Source organism: Proteus sp. fly-1008, assembly GCF_040140305.1.
GTDB classification, from domain to species: domain Bacteria; phylum Pseudomonadota; class Gammaproteobacteria; order Enterobacterales; family Enterobacteriaceae; genus Proteus; species Proteus vulgaris_B.
The window spans coordinates 23,718-39,762 of record NZ_JBEEWH010000011.1; the positions used below are offsets into that span (position 1 = coordinate 23,718).

A 16,045-nucleotide genomic window follows, 5' to 3' on the forward strand; every position below is an offset into this window, starting at 1 on the left:
CTCAGGACAGATATATGGAAATAGTCATTGGTATTATCATCTTATTCGCTATTATTTTGGTTTTAAGTGGTGTTAAAACCGTTCCACAGGGTTATCAGTGGACTGTCGAACGTTTTGGTCGTTACACACGAACACTCGCTCCAGGACTTCAAATTCTTATTCCTTTTGTCGATCGTATTGGTCGTCGTATTAATATGATGGAACAAGTACTTGATATACCTTCTCAAGAAGTGATCTCACGTGATAACGCCAACGTCAGCATCGATGCAGTCTGCTTTATTCAAGTAATCGACCCAGTTAAAGCGGCTTATGAAGTTAACAATCTAGAACTTGCTATTATCAACTTAACACTGACGAATATCCGTACAGTATTAGGTTCAATGGAACTTGATGAAATTCTTTCTCAACGTGACCAAATCAATAGCCGTCTTTTACTCATTGTGGATGATGCAACCAATCCTTGGGGTATCAAAATCACCCGTATTGAAATTCGTGATGTTCGTCCACCAAAAGAATTGATTTCTGCAATGAATGCTCAGATGAAAGCCGAACGTACTAAACGTGCCGACATTCTTGAAGCTGAAGGTATTCGTCAAGCCGCTATTTTAAAAGCTGAAGGTGAGAAACAAGGACAAATTCTGAAAGCTGAAGGTGAGCGTCAATCTGCATTCTTACAAGCAGAAGCCCGTGAACGTGCCGCAGAAGCTGAAGCTAAAGCAACACAAATGGTGTCTGAAGCAATTGCTAAAGGTGATATGCAGGCAATTAACTACTTTGTTGCTCAAAAATACACGGATGCACTCGCACAAATTGGCTCAGCCAACAACAGTAAAGTTGTGATGATGCCACTAGAAGCCAGTAACTTAATGGGTGCAATTGGTGGTATTTCAGAGCTCCTTAATACCAAAAAGAATGACTCTGGTAACAAGAGTAATTAATGATGATTGAATGGATTAGTGCCCACCCCGCACTTTTCTGGCTTTGTCTTGGTGGCTTGCTGTTAATTGCAGAAATGCTAGGAACAGCAGGATACCTTTTATGGTCAGGAATGGCAGCATTGTGCGTTTCTTTACTCGCATGGGTGCTACCTATTAACTGGCCTATTCAAGGTGTGTTATTTGCGATATTAACAGTTATTAGTGCTGTACTTTGGCACCTTTGGCTTAAACGCAGAAAACAATCAAAAGAAGCTGAGAACTTAAATCAGAAAAGTCATCAATTGATTGGTGTTCATGCTGTTTTATCATCAGATACGGAAAATGGGTTTAGCCGTGTAAAATTAGCAGATGGTAGCTGGCGTGTTTATTCAGACACGCCATTACAAGCGGGTGATCAGGTAGAAGTGATTGCTATTGATGGCATTACTTTACACGTTATTCCACTTAAACCGACTACTTCTGATGGTGGCAACACCCTGACAAATGATTGATGATAGGGCAATCAGCACCATCATCGCCAGGACATTCGCTGGCTAACAAGAGAAGACGTTGACGAATTGCGTTAAGTTCATTAATCGTCTTCTCAATTTCAGCCACCTTTTTTAAGGTCGCTTCTTTCACATCAGCGCTATGTCGTGATGGATTTCTTAATAACATTAATAATGCACGACACTCTTCTAGGTTAAAACCAACCTCTCTGGCTTGTCGCAATAATGTTAATTCTTCAATATGTTGCGCCTGATAATAGCGATAGCCGTTTTCACCTCTTCCTGGGGGTGTTATCAAGTCTTTTTCTTCATAAAACCGAATGGCTTTAGCTGTTAATCCTGTTTTATTTGCGATTTCACTAATATTCAAAATTCCCCCTTGACCTTCCCCTAGCGGAAAGGTTTAGCCTTTATCTCTGATAAGAAAAAACCTTTAAAGAAAGCAAGTTACCAGATATTGCGCAATAATAGAGGTAACGCTTTTTATTTCGGAGACAACTAACATGGCAAAAACTACGCTACTCTCATTACAAGGGCTTTCATGCTCCCACTGTGTTAACAGTGTAAAAAAAGCACTTGATGCTCGCAATGATATAGAACAGTCAAATGTGACTATTCAATACGCTAAAATTGACAGTGATGCAACTGCTGAAAGTTTAATCAAAACCATTGAAGACGCGGGTTATGAAGCTAAAATTGCAACACAGCCTGATGTAAAATTAAGCTTAAGTGGTCTTAACTGCATGAAGTGTGTAGGTAAAACCGAAAAAGCATTATTAGCCATTGAAGGTGTAGTAGCTGTTAATGTAACAAAAGAGTCAGCTGAAGTTTTTGGCAATGCTACTGCAGATACCTTAATTACAGCAATTACAGCAGAAGGTTTTCAAGCCAGTTTAGCCCCCACAGATAACACAATTCATTTAACCCTTTCAGGCTTAAATTGTGGCCATTGTATCGGTTCAGTCAAAAAAGCGCTTGAAGCTACAACAGGCGTTGATAGCGCTGAAGTTGAATTAACTCATGCAAAAGTAATCGGAACAGCCACCGCAGAGACATTAGTAACTGCCATTAAAGATGCTGGTTTTGAAGCACAACTAGCAGGTACTGATTTCCCAAAAACTGAGCCGCTGACGCAAACGCATGCACAGCTGGATGCATCGTCAGCGGCTATTTGTGACATTCCAGTTGAAAACTCTGACATTGAAATTAGCCCAGAAATAAACACTGACGATGACAGCAGTGTTCAGCTTTTAATTGATGGCATGACCTGTGCAAGTTGCGTAAATAAGGTTCACAAAGCATTACAATCTGTTGATGGTGTTGAGAATGTGCGTGTAAACCTTGCAGAACGCAGTGCATTAGTAACCGGTGACATCAATCATGATGCACTTGTTAACGCTATCGAAAAAGCGGGTTATGGCGCTGAAATTATTCAAGATGATGTAAAACGAAGAGAACGCCAGCAAGAAGTTGCAGTAGCAAATATGAAGCGTTTTCGTTGGCAAGCTGCACTTGCGTTAGTCGTTGGTCTTCCCGTTATGATTTGGGGAATGATCGGCGATAACATGATGCTTACCGAAGCAAATCATAGTATTTGGTTGGGTATTGGTATTGCAACACTCTTTGTGATGGTGGTTGCGGGTGGACATTTTTATCGTAGTGCATGGCAAAGCTTAAAAAACCGCAGTGCAACAATGGATACCCTTGTTGCATTAGGAACAGGAACAGCGTGGCTCTATTCCATTACAGTGAATTTATGGCCAGAAATATTCCCCGCTCAAGCTCGACATCTCTATTATGAAGCCAGCGCAATGATCATCGGTTTAATCAACTTAGGTCATATGCTTGAACAACGTGCGCGACAACGTTCATCTAAAGCACTAGAGCGCCTATTAGACTTAACACCGCCCACAGCAAGAGTTATCACTGAAAATGGTGAAGTCGATATGCCATTAGCTGATGTCAAACAAGGCATGACTTTACGGTTAGCAACGGGTGATAAAGTGCCTGTTGATGGTGAAATTATCCAAGGTGAAGTATGGATGGATGAAGCAATGCTAACGGGAGAGCCTATCCCACAGCAAAAAACCATTGGCGACTCCATTCATGCAGGAACAACGGTGCAAGATGGCTCGGTTTTATTTAAAGCTGCCGCAGTAGGAAGCCAAACAACACTGGCGCGCATCATTAAATTAGTTCGCCAAGCACAAAGCAGTAAACCTGAAATTGGCCAGTTGGCTGATAAAATTTCAAGTGTATTTGTTCCTGTTGTTGTCGCGATTGCCTTAATTGCTGGCGCTATTTGGTACTTCTTTGGCCCATCGCCTCAAATCACTTATGCACTCGTGATCATCACAACGGTATTAATTATCGCCTGCCCTTGCGCTCTGGGTCTCGCAACGCCAATGTCAATTATTTCAGGTGTAGGTCGAGCTGCGGAATATGGTGTTTTAGTTCGTGATGCAGATGCTCTTCAACAAGCGAGTAAACTTGATACTTTAGTCTTTGATAAAACAGGTACCTTAACAGAAGGATTACCACAGGTAACTGAAATACATACCTTCAATCAAGTCAGTGAAGAGGAAGCATTGGCATTAGCGGGATCGCTTGAAAACGGCTCTAATCACCCATTAGCGAAGGCAATTTTAACACGAGCTGAAGGTATATCATTACCTGAGATTAATCAGTTCCGTACCTTAGCGGGTATGGGATTAACAGGCGAAATCAAAGGTAAGACTGTTCTATTGGGTAACCCTAAACTGATGAGAGAATCGGGCATTGATATTAGTGAAATCAATACACTTATCGATTCTCAAGCAGCAAAAGGGGTTACTCCTGTTTTACTTGCTCAAGAAGGTAAAGTTGCGGCACTTCTCTCTATTAGAGATCCGTTAAGAGAAGACACCGTCAGTGCACTACAACGCTTGCATAATCAAGGTTATCGCTTAGTCATGTTAACAGGTGATAATCCGATTACGGCAAATGCTATTGCAAAAGAAGCGGGTATTGATCAAGTGATTGCAGGTGTTATGCCTGAAGGCAAAGCGCAAGCCATTACAGAGCTTCAAGCACAAGGTCATCGAGTGGCAATGGTAGGTGATGGCATTAATGATGCCCCTGCTCTCGCGAAAGCTGACGTTGGTATTGCCATGGGTGGAGGCAGTGATATTGCCATAGAAACTGCGGCAATTACTTTAATGCGCCACAGTTTGCATGGTGTTGCCGATGCGGTTGAGATATCAAAAGGGACATTGCGCAATATGAAGCAAAATTTATTCGGTGCCTTCGTTTATAACAGCTTAGGTATTCCCATTGCAGCAGGTATTTTATATCCACTGACAGGAACATTACTTAATCCTGTAGTTGCCGGTGCAGCAATGGCGCTGTCTTCAATCACAGTTGTCAGTAATGCAAACCGTTTATTGCGTTTCAAGCCTAAGCAATAACCCTTAAAACCATCAAGAAATATTATATTTAAGCCGCTTTTACTTCTCAGTAAAAGCGGTTTTTTATTACTACTCATTAATGATTATTAATATTTTCAAAAGGTTAAAAAAAAGCCGATATTTCTATCGGCCAGTCAAAGAGGAATTTCTCATTATACAAGAGAGTCATTACTCCGCCCTCTTAGCGCTAGAATAGCAATATATTATAAATATTTCATTCATTTTTATGAATTCATATATAAAACACATTCTTGTAAAAAAGAAACAAATTCAAGGCATTAATTAATATATTATTGTTAATAATAAAACCAAATTTTAAAATAAAAAGTCAACTTTCAATATTAAAAGGATTTAAAAATGAAATATAGTAAATTATTTATTATTTTACTATCATCAATACTCTCCACAAATGCTTTATCTAATACTCATGCCGAATTAAATTCAAAAGAAGCACCTGTGAACTTTGATAATCATTATCCTGACATGCCTAATGAAATATCAAAATCAGAATTAGATAATTTTTATGATATTAGAAGATTATATATTAAATACTTCAACCCAATCCAATCCCAAAAAGAAAATTACGAGAATGCAAAAAAAATATTTTCAAAAAAATTCATCTATTCAATAGGTAGTAATTACTCTGTTGATGATAAATCATACAATAGTAATATATTAATAAACACTCAAATATTTAATGAATTAACTGATAACTATTTAATTCATAATGATCCTATTTTATATAACAAAATAATAGAAAATGATAATAAGATTATCATTAAAAATTTAAGTGAATTAGAACGCCTTAACTTATCTTATTTTTTTGAAAACATAGAGACATTCGTTACTGATACAGCTAATAATCCTACTATCAAAGAGCGCTCAACTAACATAGTCAACATAATTAAAAACTATAATTCAAACAGTAAGTCAAACCATGTTGTAATAACAAAAGATTATAGAAATAACGATACTATATCAGAATATAACCGCACAAATGATAATCTTGAAAAGAATGTAACTTTACTTGATTTAATTACTTTGTCAGACAATATTGAATATGTAGCAAGCCTAGAAAATAACAAAATAAAATCAATGACTGAAAAAAACATAATAGAAACAATAATAAATAAAAATAAAACATTAGAAAATAAAGAAATTACTGAGAAAAATAAAATCGATATAAAAAGTAACAAAGAAAATATTGAACAAAATAAAATTGACATCTCTAATAATAAAGAAAAAGTAGATAAATACTTAAACACTTTAGATATTGCCGGTTACCCTAGTGATATAACTGGTCATTTTTCAAAACTGTATAGCAAAGATGTCGTCACTAAAAGTAGACTTGATGTGCTTGAATCTGATTTCAAACACTTTAAATCAGATACTCAAAATCGTTTCTATAAAGTAGAAAAACGCGCCAACCAAGGTATTGCGTCTGTAGCTGCAATGAGTAATTTACCTTTTACCGATTCTGCTACATTTAGTACCGCTATTGGCATAGGTAATTATCGTAATGCCACTGCTCTTGCTTGGGGCATGCAGTATCGTATTAATGAAAATGTTAAAGTCAGAGCTTCAACAGCATGGAATGATTCAAATAGTTTTGTTTCAGCTGGTGGTATCGGTATTAGTTGGTAAATAAAGTAAAAACAGCGAAAACTAAGTAAAGCTTGGTTTTCGTTGTTTCATTCCCTTTCAAATCCGTTATGCTAAAACCTTGCGATTCAATCCCAAAGGAGCATATCAATGACGGGTATTTTTCAGAAAATCAAACACTGGGTTGGGATAAAAAACACGACCCATTACCCTTACCCCGCTGTTGATATTATGCTACCTAATAATGTCTCTTTGCACCTTGTGGGTAGTATCCATATGGGTGTTCCAACAATGACACCGCTATCGAATGTACTTATAAATGAAATAAAAAAAGCAGATGCTGTTATTGTTGAAGCCGATATTTCAACAGAGGTACAACCATTTGATCAATCTTCCCTTTTTAGAGAGCCTCTCGAAACTCGCATAAGCGAACCTCTCTTTTCTCAAATTACACAGCATTGCGAAGCGCTCTCCCTTTCTCTTTATCAAATTGAAAATAAGCCCCTTTGGCAAATTGCCCTTATTATGCAATCTACCCAAGCAATGCAGTTGGGTTTAGAACCTCAACATGGCATTGATTATCAAGTCATTCAACATGCTAATGAGTGCAAAAAAAATATTATAGAGCTGGAAGGTATTGAAAATCAGGTCGCATTATTATTGAACTTCCCTCACGATGGTCAGCAATTACTCGAAGATACTCTAAAAAATTGGCACGATAATGCACGTACATTGCAAATCATGATTAATTGGTGGTTAAATTATAATAGTCGAGAAAAACAGCTTCCTTTACCAAACACCTTTAGCAAAGCGGTATTTGATATTTTAATGGAAAGTCGTAACCAAAAATGGGCTAATCTATTATTAAAATTACCGGCCGGACGCTATGTAGTCACTGTAGGTGCTCTGCATTTATTTGGTGAAGAGAATTTAATTGATTTATTAAAACATCAAGCATAAAACCTTCTGAGTAGGAATAACTATGACTCCCGCTGTAAACTTATTGGAAAAACAGAAAATTAAATTTATCCTCCATCCTTATGAGCATGATGCTAATGTTCATAATTTTGGTGATGAAGCCGTTGAAAAACTAGGCTTGAATAATCGTCAAGTTTTTAAAACACTTTTAGTCTCCTTAAATGGTGATGCAAAAAATCTAGCAGTTGCAGTCACTCCTGTTTCTGGTCAGTTAGATTTAAAGCTTGTCGCTAAGTGCTTTAAAGCGAAAAAAGCAGATATGGCAGATCCACAAATTGCACAAAAGGTAACAGGTTATTTAGTGGGGGGAATAAGCCCATTAGGTCAGAAAAAACGGCTGCCCACTGTAATTGATGAACAAGCACTTGAATTTAACACTATTTTTGTTTCTGGTGGTAAACGTGGCTTAGATATTGAATTATCAGCTAAAGATCTCGCTACGGTATTAGGAGCTCAATTTGCACTGATCCGCAAGGAGCCTTGATCATTGTCGATTTTTTATTTTAAGGCTCATCCTCAAAATAAGAAATTAATGCGATTTACTATTCTTAAAGCAAAAGAAAAGGCGACATGAATGTCACCTTTTCTGCTTTTATCAATATGACAAAAATAATATCTCCTAATGAGAACTATTTTTTATAAACAATCTCACCTTTCGGTTCAAAGTCTGCGGCTTTCAGTGGAGAATGTGCTTCAATATAACCTTTCAACACTTCTGCATCCACGAAACCAGTATTAACATAACCTGGGTGAACATCGATCTTAGGATAGCCATCGCCACCAATACCGTTAAAGTTTAATGTCGCCATACGGTAAGACTTAGTTTTGTCTAATGGTTTGCCCGCAATTTTAACATCGCTCACTTTGCAATCAGCATCAACAGTTAAACTAACATTGTAGAACTGTGCATAAGCACCTGAGTCAACTTTCATGCAAGCTACTGCTGATAAGTAAGGTTCAACTTCTTCACCTTTAAAATCAACATAAACCAGTTCATTCGCGAATGGTTGAACTTTTAATACATCTTTATAAGTGATATCGCCCGATTCGATAGAATCACGCACACCACCACCACTCATAATGGCAAAGTCAGCATTAGCACGCTCAGCTTGTGCTGATAACAATAAACGCGCCATATTGGTTTGAACAAAACGAACTTTACTACGATCGCCTTCCAGTTTACCAACCACTTCACCGACTTTAACATTGAGTTGCTCACCGCCTTTTTCTTGATAAGGCGTCAGCAATTTCATCATTTCAGGATTATGAGGGATTTCTTTAGTGTAGTAGACAAGTTCTGTTGTGCCATCGTCTTTCTTCACTTTTTGATTTAAGTTGATTGGGATTAATTGGTAGTGTTTTAGCGTGAATTCACCATTACGGAATTCAAAGTCTGCACGTCCAACATATTTACCCCATTCATGGGCTTGAACAATCCATGTACCATTCTGATTATCTGGTGCGCAAGGTGTTCCCGGTACATAATCAGCTTGTTTATAGTTTTTGTTCTCTTGAGACATACAGACAGGATCTTGTGAGTGACCACCCACAATCATATCAAGATACCCTTTTGGTAACGCACGCGCCATTTCAACATCACCCGGAGCGTTAGAACCATGGTTACCATCATCATAGTGCCCCATATGTGTTGCCGCGATGATAATGTCTGGTTTTTCTGTGGTACGTAACTCCTCAACAACTTTTTTTGCTTCATCTGAAGGTTTACGGAATTCAGTGTCTGGGAAGTTTGCTGGGTTACCGATACGTACAGTATCGTCTGTGGTTAAACCTAATACGGCAATTTTTACACCTTGTTTATCAAAAATGGTATAAGGCTTAAATAAACGCTCACCGGTGCTCTTTTGATAAATATTGGCAGATAAGAATGGGAATGTAGCCCATTTTTCTTGTTGGCGTAAAACCTCTAAAGGATTATCAAACTCATGGTTACCCAGAGCCATTGCATCATAACCTACAAGGTTCATACCTTTAAAATCAGGCTCAGCATCCTGTAAGTCAGATTCTGGAACACCAGTATTGATATCACCACCAGATAACAGCAGTACGCTACCACCCTTTTTAGCCACCTCGTCACGGATATTATCAACCACAGTTTTCTGTGCTGCTAATCCATATTCGCCACGATCGTTATGCCAAAAATGTCCATGATGATCATTGGTGTGCAAAATAGTAATTTCGTAGGTTTTATCCTTTTCCCATGCCTGAGACAACGCTGGCGCCATAGCTAAAGAAACGGTCAATGCGCATGCCGATAATTTAAAAGATAAGCTCATGGTATATCCCCATGTATATTATTTATTGAGAAGGTTCTGCCATGGTTCTACTGTAGAAAAATAAGACAGAAGTTAAATACTTTTGCTGTATTTTATGACGTAGGTTATATAATTTTTTTATTATTTCATTGATCCAATAGTTTTTTTGAGACATGAATCAAATTCTATTTCTCACAAAAATACTCTATTCCAAATAGATGTAAACTAGATTAATAAAAACAGAAACAATTTATTAACAAAATGATGTGACAGGGAATTAAAATGAGCAATAGTGACCCAACGCTTCCTATAGAAGAAGCCAAAGCTTTACAACGAAAAGCCAATAAGCGTAATACGGTTTTTAGTATTTTAACGGCTATCAGCTTTTCACATCTTCTCAATGATATGATCCAATCATTGATATTAGCTATCTACCCTATGTTGCAATCAGAGTTCTCTTTAAGCTTTGTACAAATAGGGATGATCACCTTAACGTACCAAATTACTGCATCCTTATTGCAACCTTTTATTGGTCTCTATACTGATAAATATCCTAAACCCTACTCATTGCCTATTGGTATGGGCTTTACGCTAACAGGACTTATACTCCTCGCCTTTGCTGATACATTCCCAATGTTATTACTTGCTGCTGGGTTAGTGGGTACTGGCTCTTCTGTTTTCCACCCTGAATCATCACGTGTTGCCAGAATGGCATCTGGTGGAAGACATGGTTTAGCACAATCCCTTTTCCAAGTTGGTGGCAATTTAGGTAGCTCCTTAGGCCCACTTTTAGCTGCTTTAATTATTGCCCCTTATGGTAAAGGTAATGTCGGTTGGTTCTCTCTTGCTGCTCTATTGGCTATTGTTGTGTTATTACAAGTAAGTCGCTGGTATAAAATTCAGCAAGAAGTACAGAAAAAACAACCCAAAACCATCAAAAACACAGCAACACTGCCACGTAAAGCCCTACTTGGTTCTTTGGCTATTTTACTTATTCTAATTTTTTCTAAGTATTTTTATCTTGCAAGCATTAGTAGCTACTATACTTTCTATTTAATACATAAATTTGGTGTTTCAGTACAGAATGCCCAAATTCATCTGTTTGTTTTTCTTTTTGCTGTTGCTGCTGGCACCATGATTGGTGGCCCTGTAGGCGATAAAATTGGTAGAAAATACGTTATTTGGGGATCTATTCTAGGTGTTGCGCCTTTTACACTAATACTCCCTTATGCCAGCTTATACTGGACTGGCGTACTTACTGTATTCATTGGTGTGATTTTAGCTTCAGCATTTTCTGCTATCTTAGTTTATGCTCAAGAGTTAATTCCGGGTAAAACAGGCATGGTTTCAGGGCTTTTCTTTGGGCTTGCTTTTGGGATGGGAGGGATTGGTGCTGCAGTCTTAGGATATATTGCAGATCAGAAGAGTATTGAATATGTCTATCATATTTGCGCTTATCTCCCACTGTTAGGTATTTTCACCATTTTTCTTCCTAATATTGGGGTAGATAAAACTAAATAAGCTGTAATTACCCCTGTTATTTAAATGAACCAATAACAGGGTAACTCTTACCTTAAAAGACAAGACTTATTAAAATAACATAAAAAAGCGCATTTGCGTCATAAAATTCAATCAACTTGCTATTTTTATAAATAATCGATAATTTTTAGCGAATTTATTGCATGAATACGTTAAACTATCAGCCTGCTATATTACTCGCCCCCCGATACATGTAGTTTTATAAAAAGAAGGAGAATTGATGCCGCATTCAACACCCCTCATTACCACCATTGTTGGTGGGTTAGCACTTGCTTACATTTTAGGCATGATCGCTCAACGGCTAAAAATCTCACCTTTAGTAGGATATCTTGCTGCGGGTGTACTCGCTGGTCCATTTACCCCAGGCTTTGTCGCTGATACCTCTCTCGCCCCTGAACTCGCTGAAATCGGCGTTATTCTGCTAATGTTTGGCGTGGGTTTACATTTTTCTTTAAAAGATCTTATGGCGGTAAAAGCTATCGCTATTCCGGGTGCTATTGCGCAAATTGCAGTCGCAACACTATTAGGATTGGGATTATCGGCATTTTTTGGCTGGGGTTTATTTAGTGGCATTGTATTCGGTTTATGTCTATCAACAGCAAGTACCGTTGTTCTTTTACGAGCACTTGAAGAAAGAGGCCTGATTGATAGCCAGCGAGGGCAAATTGCTATTGGTTGGTTGATTGTTGAAGACTTAGCAATGGTATTAGCCCTTGTACTACTCCCAGCTGCTGCCAATATGCTAGAAAGTAGTGACCAAACCAGTATTTCTCAACTAATGATTAATTTAGGGATCACAATCGGTAAGGTTGTTGCCTTTATCTTAATCATGATGATTGTTGGTCGTAAACTTATTCCTTGGATTTTAGCCAAAACCGCAGCAACGGGCTCTCGCGAACTCTTTACGTTATGTGTATTAGCACTAGCCTTAGGTATCGCCTATGCTGCTGTAACCCTATTTGATGCTTCTTTCGCATTAGGCGCATTCTTTGCCGGTATGGTACTCAATGAGTCTGATTTAAGCCACAGAGCAGCTCAAGATACTTTGCCACTGCGTGATGCCTTTGCTGTACTGTTCTTTGTTTCTGTAGGTATGCTGTTTGATCCTATGGTCTTAATTGAACACCCACTCGGCATCTTAGCAACACTCGCTATCATTATTATTGGTAAATCAGCTGCCGCATTAGTGCTTGTGCGAATGTTTGGGCATTCCAGACGAACTGCCTTAACTATTTCTGCAAGTCTTGCTCAAATTGGTGAATTTGCCTTTATTCTTGCTGGCCTTGGTGTTGCGCTCAACGTTTTAGAGCCAGATGCACGTAACCTTGTTTTAGCCGGTGCTTTAGTTTCTATTATGCTAAACCCTGTTCTGTTCTCTCTATTAGACCGTTATTTGGCAAAAACAGAGACAAAAGAAGAAGTGGAACAACTACAACAAGAAGAGCTGGAAGAAGAAATGCCAGTTCCTGTCGATATTTGTGGCCATGCCATCATTGTCGGTTATGGACGAGCAGGAAGTATGCTTTCTGAAAAATTATTAGCTAAATCTATTCCGTTAGTTATTATCGAAAATAGCCGTAATAAATTTGCTGAATTAAAAGAGAAAAGCTTAAATACGGTACTGGGTAATGCCTCCACTAAAGAGTCGCTTGCTTTAGCACGTATCGATTGTGCTAAATCGTTATTACTGACTATCCCTAATGGTTATGAAGCCGCTGATATTGCTGAAACAGCAAGAAGTATGAACCCTAATTTAAATATCATTGTTCGTGCTCATTTCGACGATATTATTGTTCGGGCTAACTACGATGAAGAAGCCTCTTTTATCCTTGAGAAAGGCGCAAATCACGTCATTATCGATGAAGATCAAACTGCATCTGCAATGGCTGATATGTTAGTGAAGGAAGTAGAGTTTGGTTGTGCAATTGATGATACACCTGAAAATGGTCAGCAAATTATTGCTCCAAGTGCATCACAATAATCAAATATAGATAGCTTGTTAACGCTACAGATTTAACTCAATAAAAAACCTATCAAATTTGATAGGTTTTTTATTTCACACAGATAAAACAAAACTTAGAAATAATGTAAACTTAACGTTCCCAATAGGCTTCTTCTAAGCTGTCTTCTTTTTCAGGTAAACCACGCGTTAAACGTGGCGAATGCTGACTTAACACTTGATAACTCACTCGATTAGCATATTTACACACTTGTGCTAATGATGAGTAGGTTAAATAAGTTCGAGGATGCTTACTCGAATTCGGCACATTAATTCGATGATAACTATTTGCTGTAATATCATGCAGTAATGCTGATAATGCTGCATCACCCGCACCATTTGTATTCATGATTTTCTCAGGGCCCCCCATATAAGGCTCGATATGGGAATAAACTTTTTCAGGCTCTTCGCAATCTTTGTAGCGCATTGCGCGGCTAAATTCATAACGATTAAATTCAGCAATTGCACCAGGTAATAATGGATGCGTTGTTTGACGTTTAAAGCTTTGCTCCGTATAACCGCCCATATAAAGCCCTGCAGGGCCTGCGGTACAAAGAACTAGGTCAACCCATTCTAACGCCACATCAGAGGCAAGAAGAGGATCAGAATGCCCCGTTAACTCAAATGCTTCATCTTCGTTCATTGCCACAACAGACACATGCTCTTTTAAGAAATCACGCCACCATTGTGGATCATCCGCAATAACGTATTTAGTACCTAATGTCAGCACTACGGGTACATCATACTTTTTCGCATATTCAATTGCTTTCATGGTCGCCAAAGGCATTGGCTCTCCAGGCTTACAACGTACTAAATAAGCTGTTAAAACTAATGCTGAAGCTTCTGCAATCACCTCTTCAGGAATACTCTCAGGCTGAAGTTGGTTCATTTGACCTGGGCTAATTGCAAAAGTACGTTCACCATTTTCTGTGATCAGCGTAAAACAGCGCCCAATAGCACCATCGACACCTTGAAGGTAATTCAAATCAGTACGGCTAGACGTGTTACATAAATAGCGATAAGCATAGCTACCAATCTGAATGTTATTACACATAGTACCTAATAACACAGAGCGGTCATCAGCCAATACAGAGTAGTTATGCAACGTGTTACCAATGGTGCCACCCGCAAATTCGTGAGTAATTAAGTTATTATCTGTTAATTCACGATAAAGTGCTTCTGCAACATCATCTTCAATAACGAGAGAGTGTCCCTGACTCAAGTTATAACGGGTAATAAATGCCTCATCAACTTTCGCTTCGATATCCACCAATGTTTGGTCAATGCCGACAATATAGGCGCGAGAAGATTCGCTCTCCGTCATATTGATGATGGGTTGTAATAAAGGATCTCGTAAACTAACGGGAAAATAGTGTTTGGATTTTCGTTTGCCAGGGAATTTCATTGTGAACGATGCTACACAGCTAAAAAAGATGCGCAATGTTAACACAATATTATGGGAGAGACAGTAGGTGTACGTCTGTACACCTACTTATTTGGAGATATTTTTATGCAGCTTTACGACGGCTTCTCGCCATATAGCTCAGTAAAACACCCATTACAGAAAGGATGAAACCAACAAAAGCAGCTCCAACTAAAATCAGAGCACGTTTAGGGGCATCTTTTTTAGTCGGTTCGTAAGGCTTCAACATATATTTGAATGGTACAAATTGAAGCTCATCTAATTTCACTTTCTCTAACTGCTTCATGTTATATAAACGGTTTTTCAGATCAGCACTCACTGTTGTTGGATCAGTGATAGCTTCTGTGATAGCCAATTTACTACTTAACGCATCGGAACCCATAGCAATAGAGTAATCAGGGTCATCTTTAATTTGTGCGCCTTCACTTGAAATTGGTTTTTTTACACCTGCCGCATTAGCAATCTCTAACGCATATTTTAAGCGTTGGACATTTACATTACGTGCATTAGCAATACGTTCTAAGTCCATTTCATACGCTTTTTGAGCAAAGCTTAATTTACGCTCAATTTGGTCATCTATTTCGTCTTTCACTTCCATACGTACTTTAGTGGAAATAAAACGAATATAGCCTGAAAGTAAATCATAAGCCTCTTCTGAGGTTGGTGCAGTAAAGCTTAGATTAATTTCGCCACTAAACTCTTCTTCACTATTTTTATCATCTGAAGCTTTTAAATTAATATCTTTCGTTACTATTTCTTCAATTAATTTACGTTTATCCAGTGGCGTTGGCTCTTCCATTTTAGCCAGCAAACTTTTGTAATAATCCGTACTTACCAAATACTCTTCACGTAAAACACGAGAGTTATAGTTATTGATAAATTTTTGATAAACGGAAGAACCATTAACGCCCGTATCAACATCCACTAGGCTTAGTTCAGTCAATGTGGCTCTTAACTGCTTCATTTCATCGAGCATTGGCTTGGTAATTGCAGCTTGGCTTGTCCATTTTTGAGGTAAAAAGCTTGCAACAGTAAAGCCAACGATAGCAAATAATAACGTAATGCCAATAATGACAAATTTTGATTTATAAATAACAGAAAATAATTCAAAAAGATCGATTTCATCGTTCTGTTTTAGATAAAAGTCATCGAAATTTCCTTTATCAATTTCTGAAGATTGTGGTTTTGAAAGCTTACTATTCATTTTCCTGCCTAAATTTATGTAATGCAGTGTCCGTTTATCAGCATTTTAGTGATTAACACTAAAACACTTAAAAAATGAGAAAAGATAAGTTTATATATAACTGAAATATGATCAAATTAATATATCATCAAATCCGATAATTTTATTTATAGAAT

The 16,045-nt window shown here is 38.0% G+C and carries 12 protein-coding genes; 8 read left to right on the forward strand and 4 right to left on the reverse strand.

Features of this window, described 5'->3' with window-relative positions:
• Nucleotides 1–14 precede the first annotated feature (14 nt).
• Nucleotides 15–938, forward strand: a complete 924-nt coding sequence (locus ABN256_RS15875; protein WP_196553897.1) for an SPFH domain-containing protein — start codon at nt 15–17, stop codon at nt 936–938.
• A 2-nt stretch (nt 939–940) separates the two neighbouring features.
• On the forward strand, nt 941–1,429 hold the full coding sequence (locus tag ABN256_RS15880; protein ID WP_196554031.1) for an NfeD family protein: 489 nt from the start codon (nt 941–943) through the stop codon (nt 1,427–1,429).
• On the opposite strand, the gene cueR is transcribed toward ABN256_RS15880, so the two are convergent.
• Entirely contained in the window at nt 1,392–1,796 is a 405-nt protein-coding gene (cueR, locus tag ABN256_RS15885; RefSeq protein WP_072070124.1) for a Cu(I)-responsive transcriptional regulator, read from the reverse strand. The two genes, ABN256_RS15880 and cueR, sit on opposite strands and share 38 nt — an antisense overlap.
• 133 nt (nt 1,797–1,929) lie before the next feature.
• On the opposite strand from cueR, the gene copA reads away from it, so the two are divergent.
• The 4 genes from copA to ybaK all read left to right on the forward strand — a co-directional run bounded on the left by copA (nt 1,930) and on the right by ybaK (nt 7,936).
• Entirely contained in the window at nt 1,930–4,872 is a 2,943-nt protein-coding gene (gene copA / locus ABN256_RS15890; protein WP_349439729.1) for a copper-exporting P-type ATPase CopA, read from the forward strand.
• Nucleotides 4,873–5,229: 357 nt separating this feature from the next.
• Nucleotides 5,230–6,516 carry a YadA C-terminal domain-containing protein gene (locus ABN256_RS15895; protein WP_196553895.1) on the forward strand — a complete coding sequence of 429 codons (1,287 nt, stop codon included), beginning with the start codon at nt 5,230–5,232 and terminating at the stop codon, nt 6,514–6,516.
• Nucleotides 6,517–6,624: 108 nt separating this feature from the next.
• Entirely contained in the window at nt 6,625–7,434 is an 810-nt protein-coding gene (locus tag ABN256_RS15900) for a TraB/GumN family protein (protein WP_196553894.1), read from the forward strand.
• A gap of 22 nt (nt 7,435–7,456) precedes the next feature.
• Nucleotides 7,457–7,936: a Cys-tRNA(Pro)/Cys-tRNA(Cys) deacylase YbaK gene (gene ybaK, locus ABN256_RS15905; RefSeq protein WP_196553893.1), complete on the forward strand. Its 480-nt coding sequence runs from the start codon at nt 7,457–7,459 to the stop codon at nt 7,934–7,936.
• A 145-nt stretch (nt 7,937–8,081) separates the two neighbouring features.
• Here the strand turns inward: ybaK and ushA are convergent, their stop codons facing one another.
• The gene (gene ushA / locus ABN256_RS15910; protein WP_115350799.1) at nt 8,082–9,746 is read right to left on the reverse strand and encodes a bifunctional UDP-sugar hydrolase/5'-nucleotidase UshA; all 1,665 of its coding nucleotides are present in this window, start codon (nt 9,744–9,746) and stop codon (nt 8,082–8,084) included.
• A gap of 261 nt (nt 9,747–10,007) precedes the next feature.
• Here ushA and ABN256_RS15915 point away from each other — a divergent pair, with 261 nt between their 5' ends.
• Entirely contained in the window at nt 10,008–11,246 is a 1,239-nt protein-coding gene (locus ABN256_RS15915) for an MFS transporter (RefSeq protein ID WP_196553892.1), read from the forward strand.
• A 238-nt stretch (nt 11,247–11,484) separates the two neighbouring features.
• Complete coding sequence (gene ybaL / locus ABN256_RS15920) at nt 11,485–13,245, forward strand: YbaL family putative K(+) efflux transporter (RefSeq protein WP_164526678.1); 1,761 nt, start codon at nt 11,485–11,487, stop codon at nt 13,243–13,245.
• A 112-nt stretch (nt 13,246–13,357) separates the two neighbouring features.
• Here ybaL and ABN256_RS15925 read toward each other — a convergent pair whose 3' ends face one another.
• Together ABN256_RS15925 and wzz(fepE) are read right to left on the reverse strand one after the other, a co-directional pair.
• The gene (locus tag ABN256_RS15925; RefSeq protein ID WP_072070131.1) at nt 13,358–14,668 is read right to left on the reverse strand and encodes an inosine/guanosine kinase; all 1,311 of its coding nucleotides are present in this window, start codon (nt 14,666–14,668) and stop codon (nt 13,358–13,360) included.
• A gap of 103 nt (nt 14,669–14,771) precedes the next feature.
• Nucleotides 14,772–15,890 carry an LPS O-antigen length regulator Wzz(fepE) gene (gene wzz(fepE), locus ABN256_RS15930; RefSeq protein ID WP_164526679.1) on the reverse strand — a complete coding sequence of 373 codons (1,119 nt, stop codon included), beginning with the start codon at nt 15,888–15,890 and terminating at the stop codon, nt 14,772–14,774.
• Between the last annotated feature and the right edge of the window lie 155 nt (nt 15,891–16,045).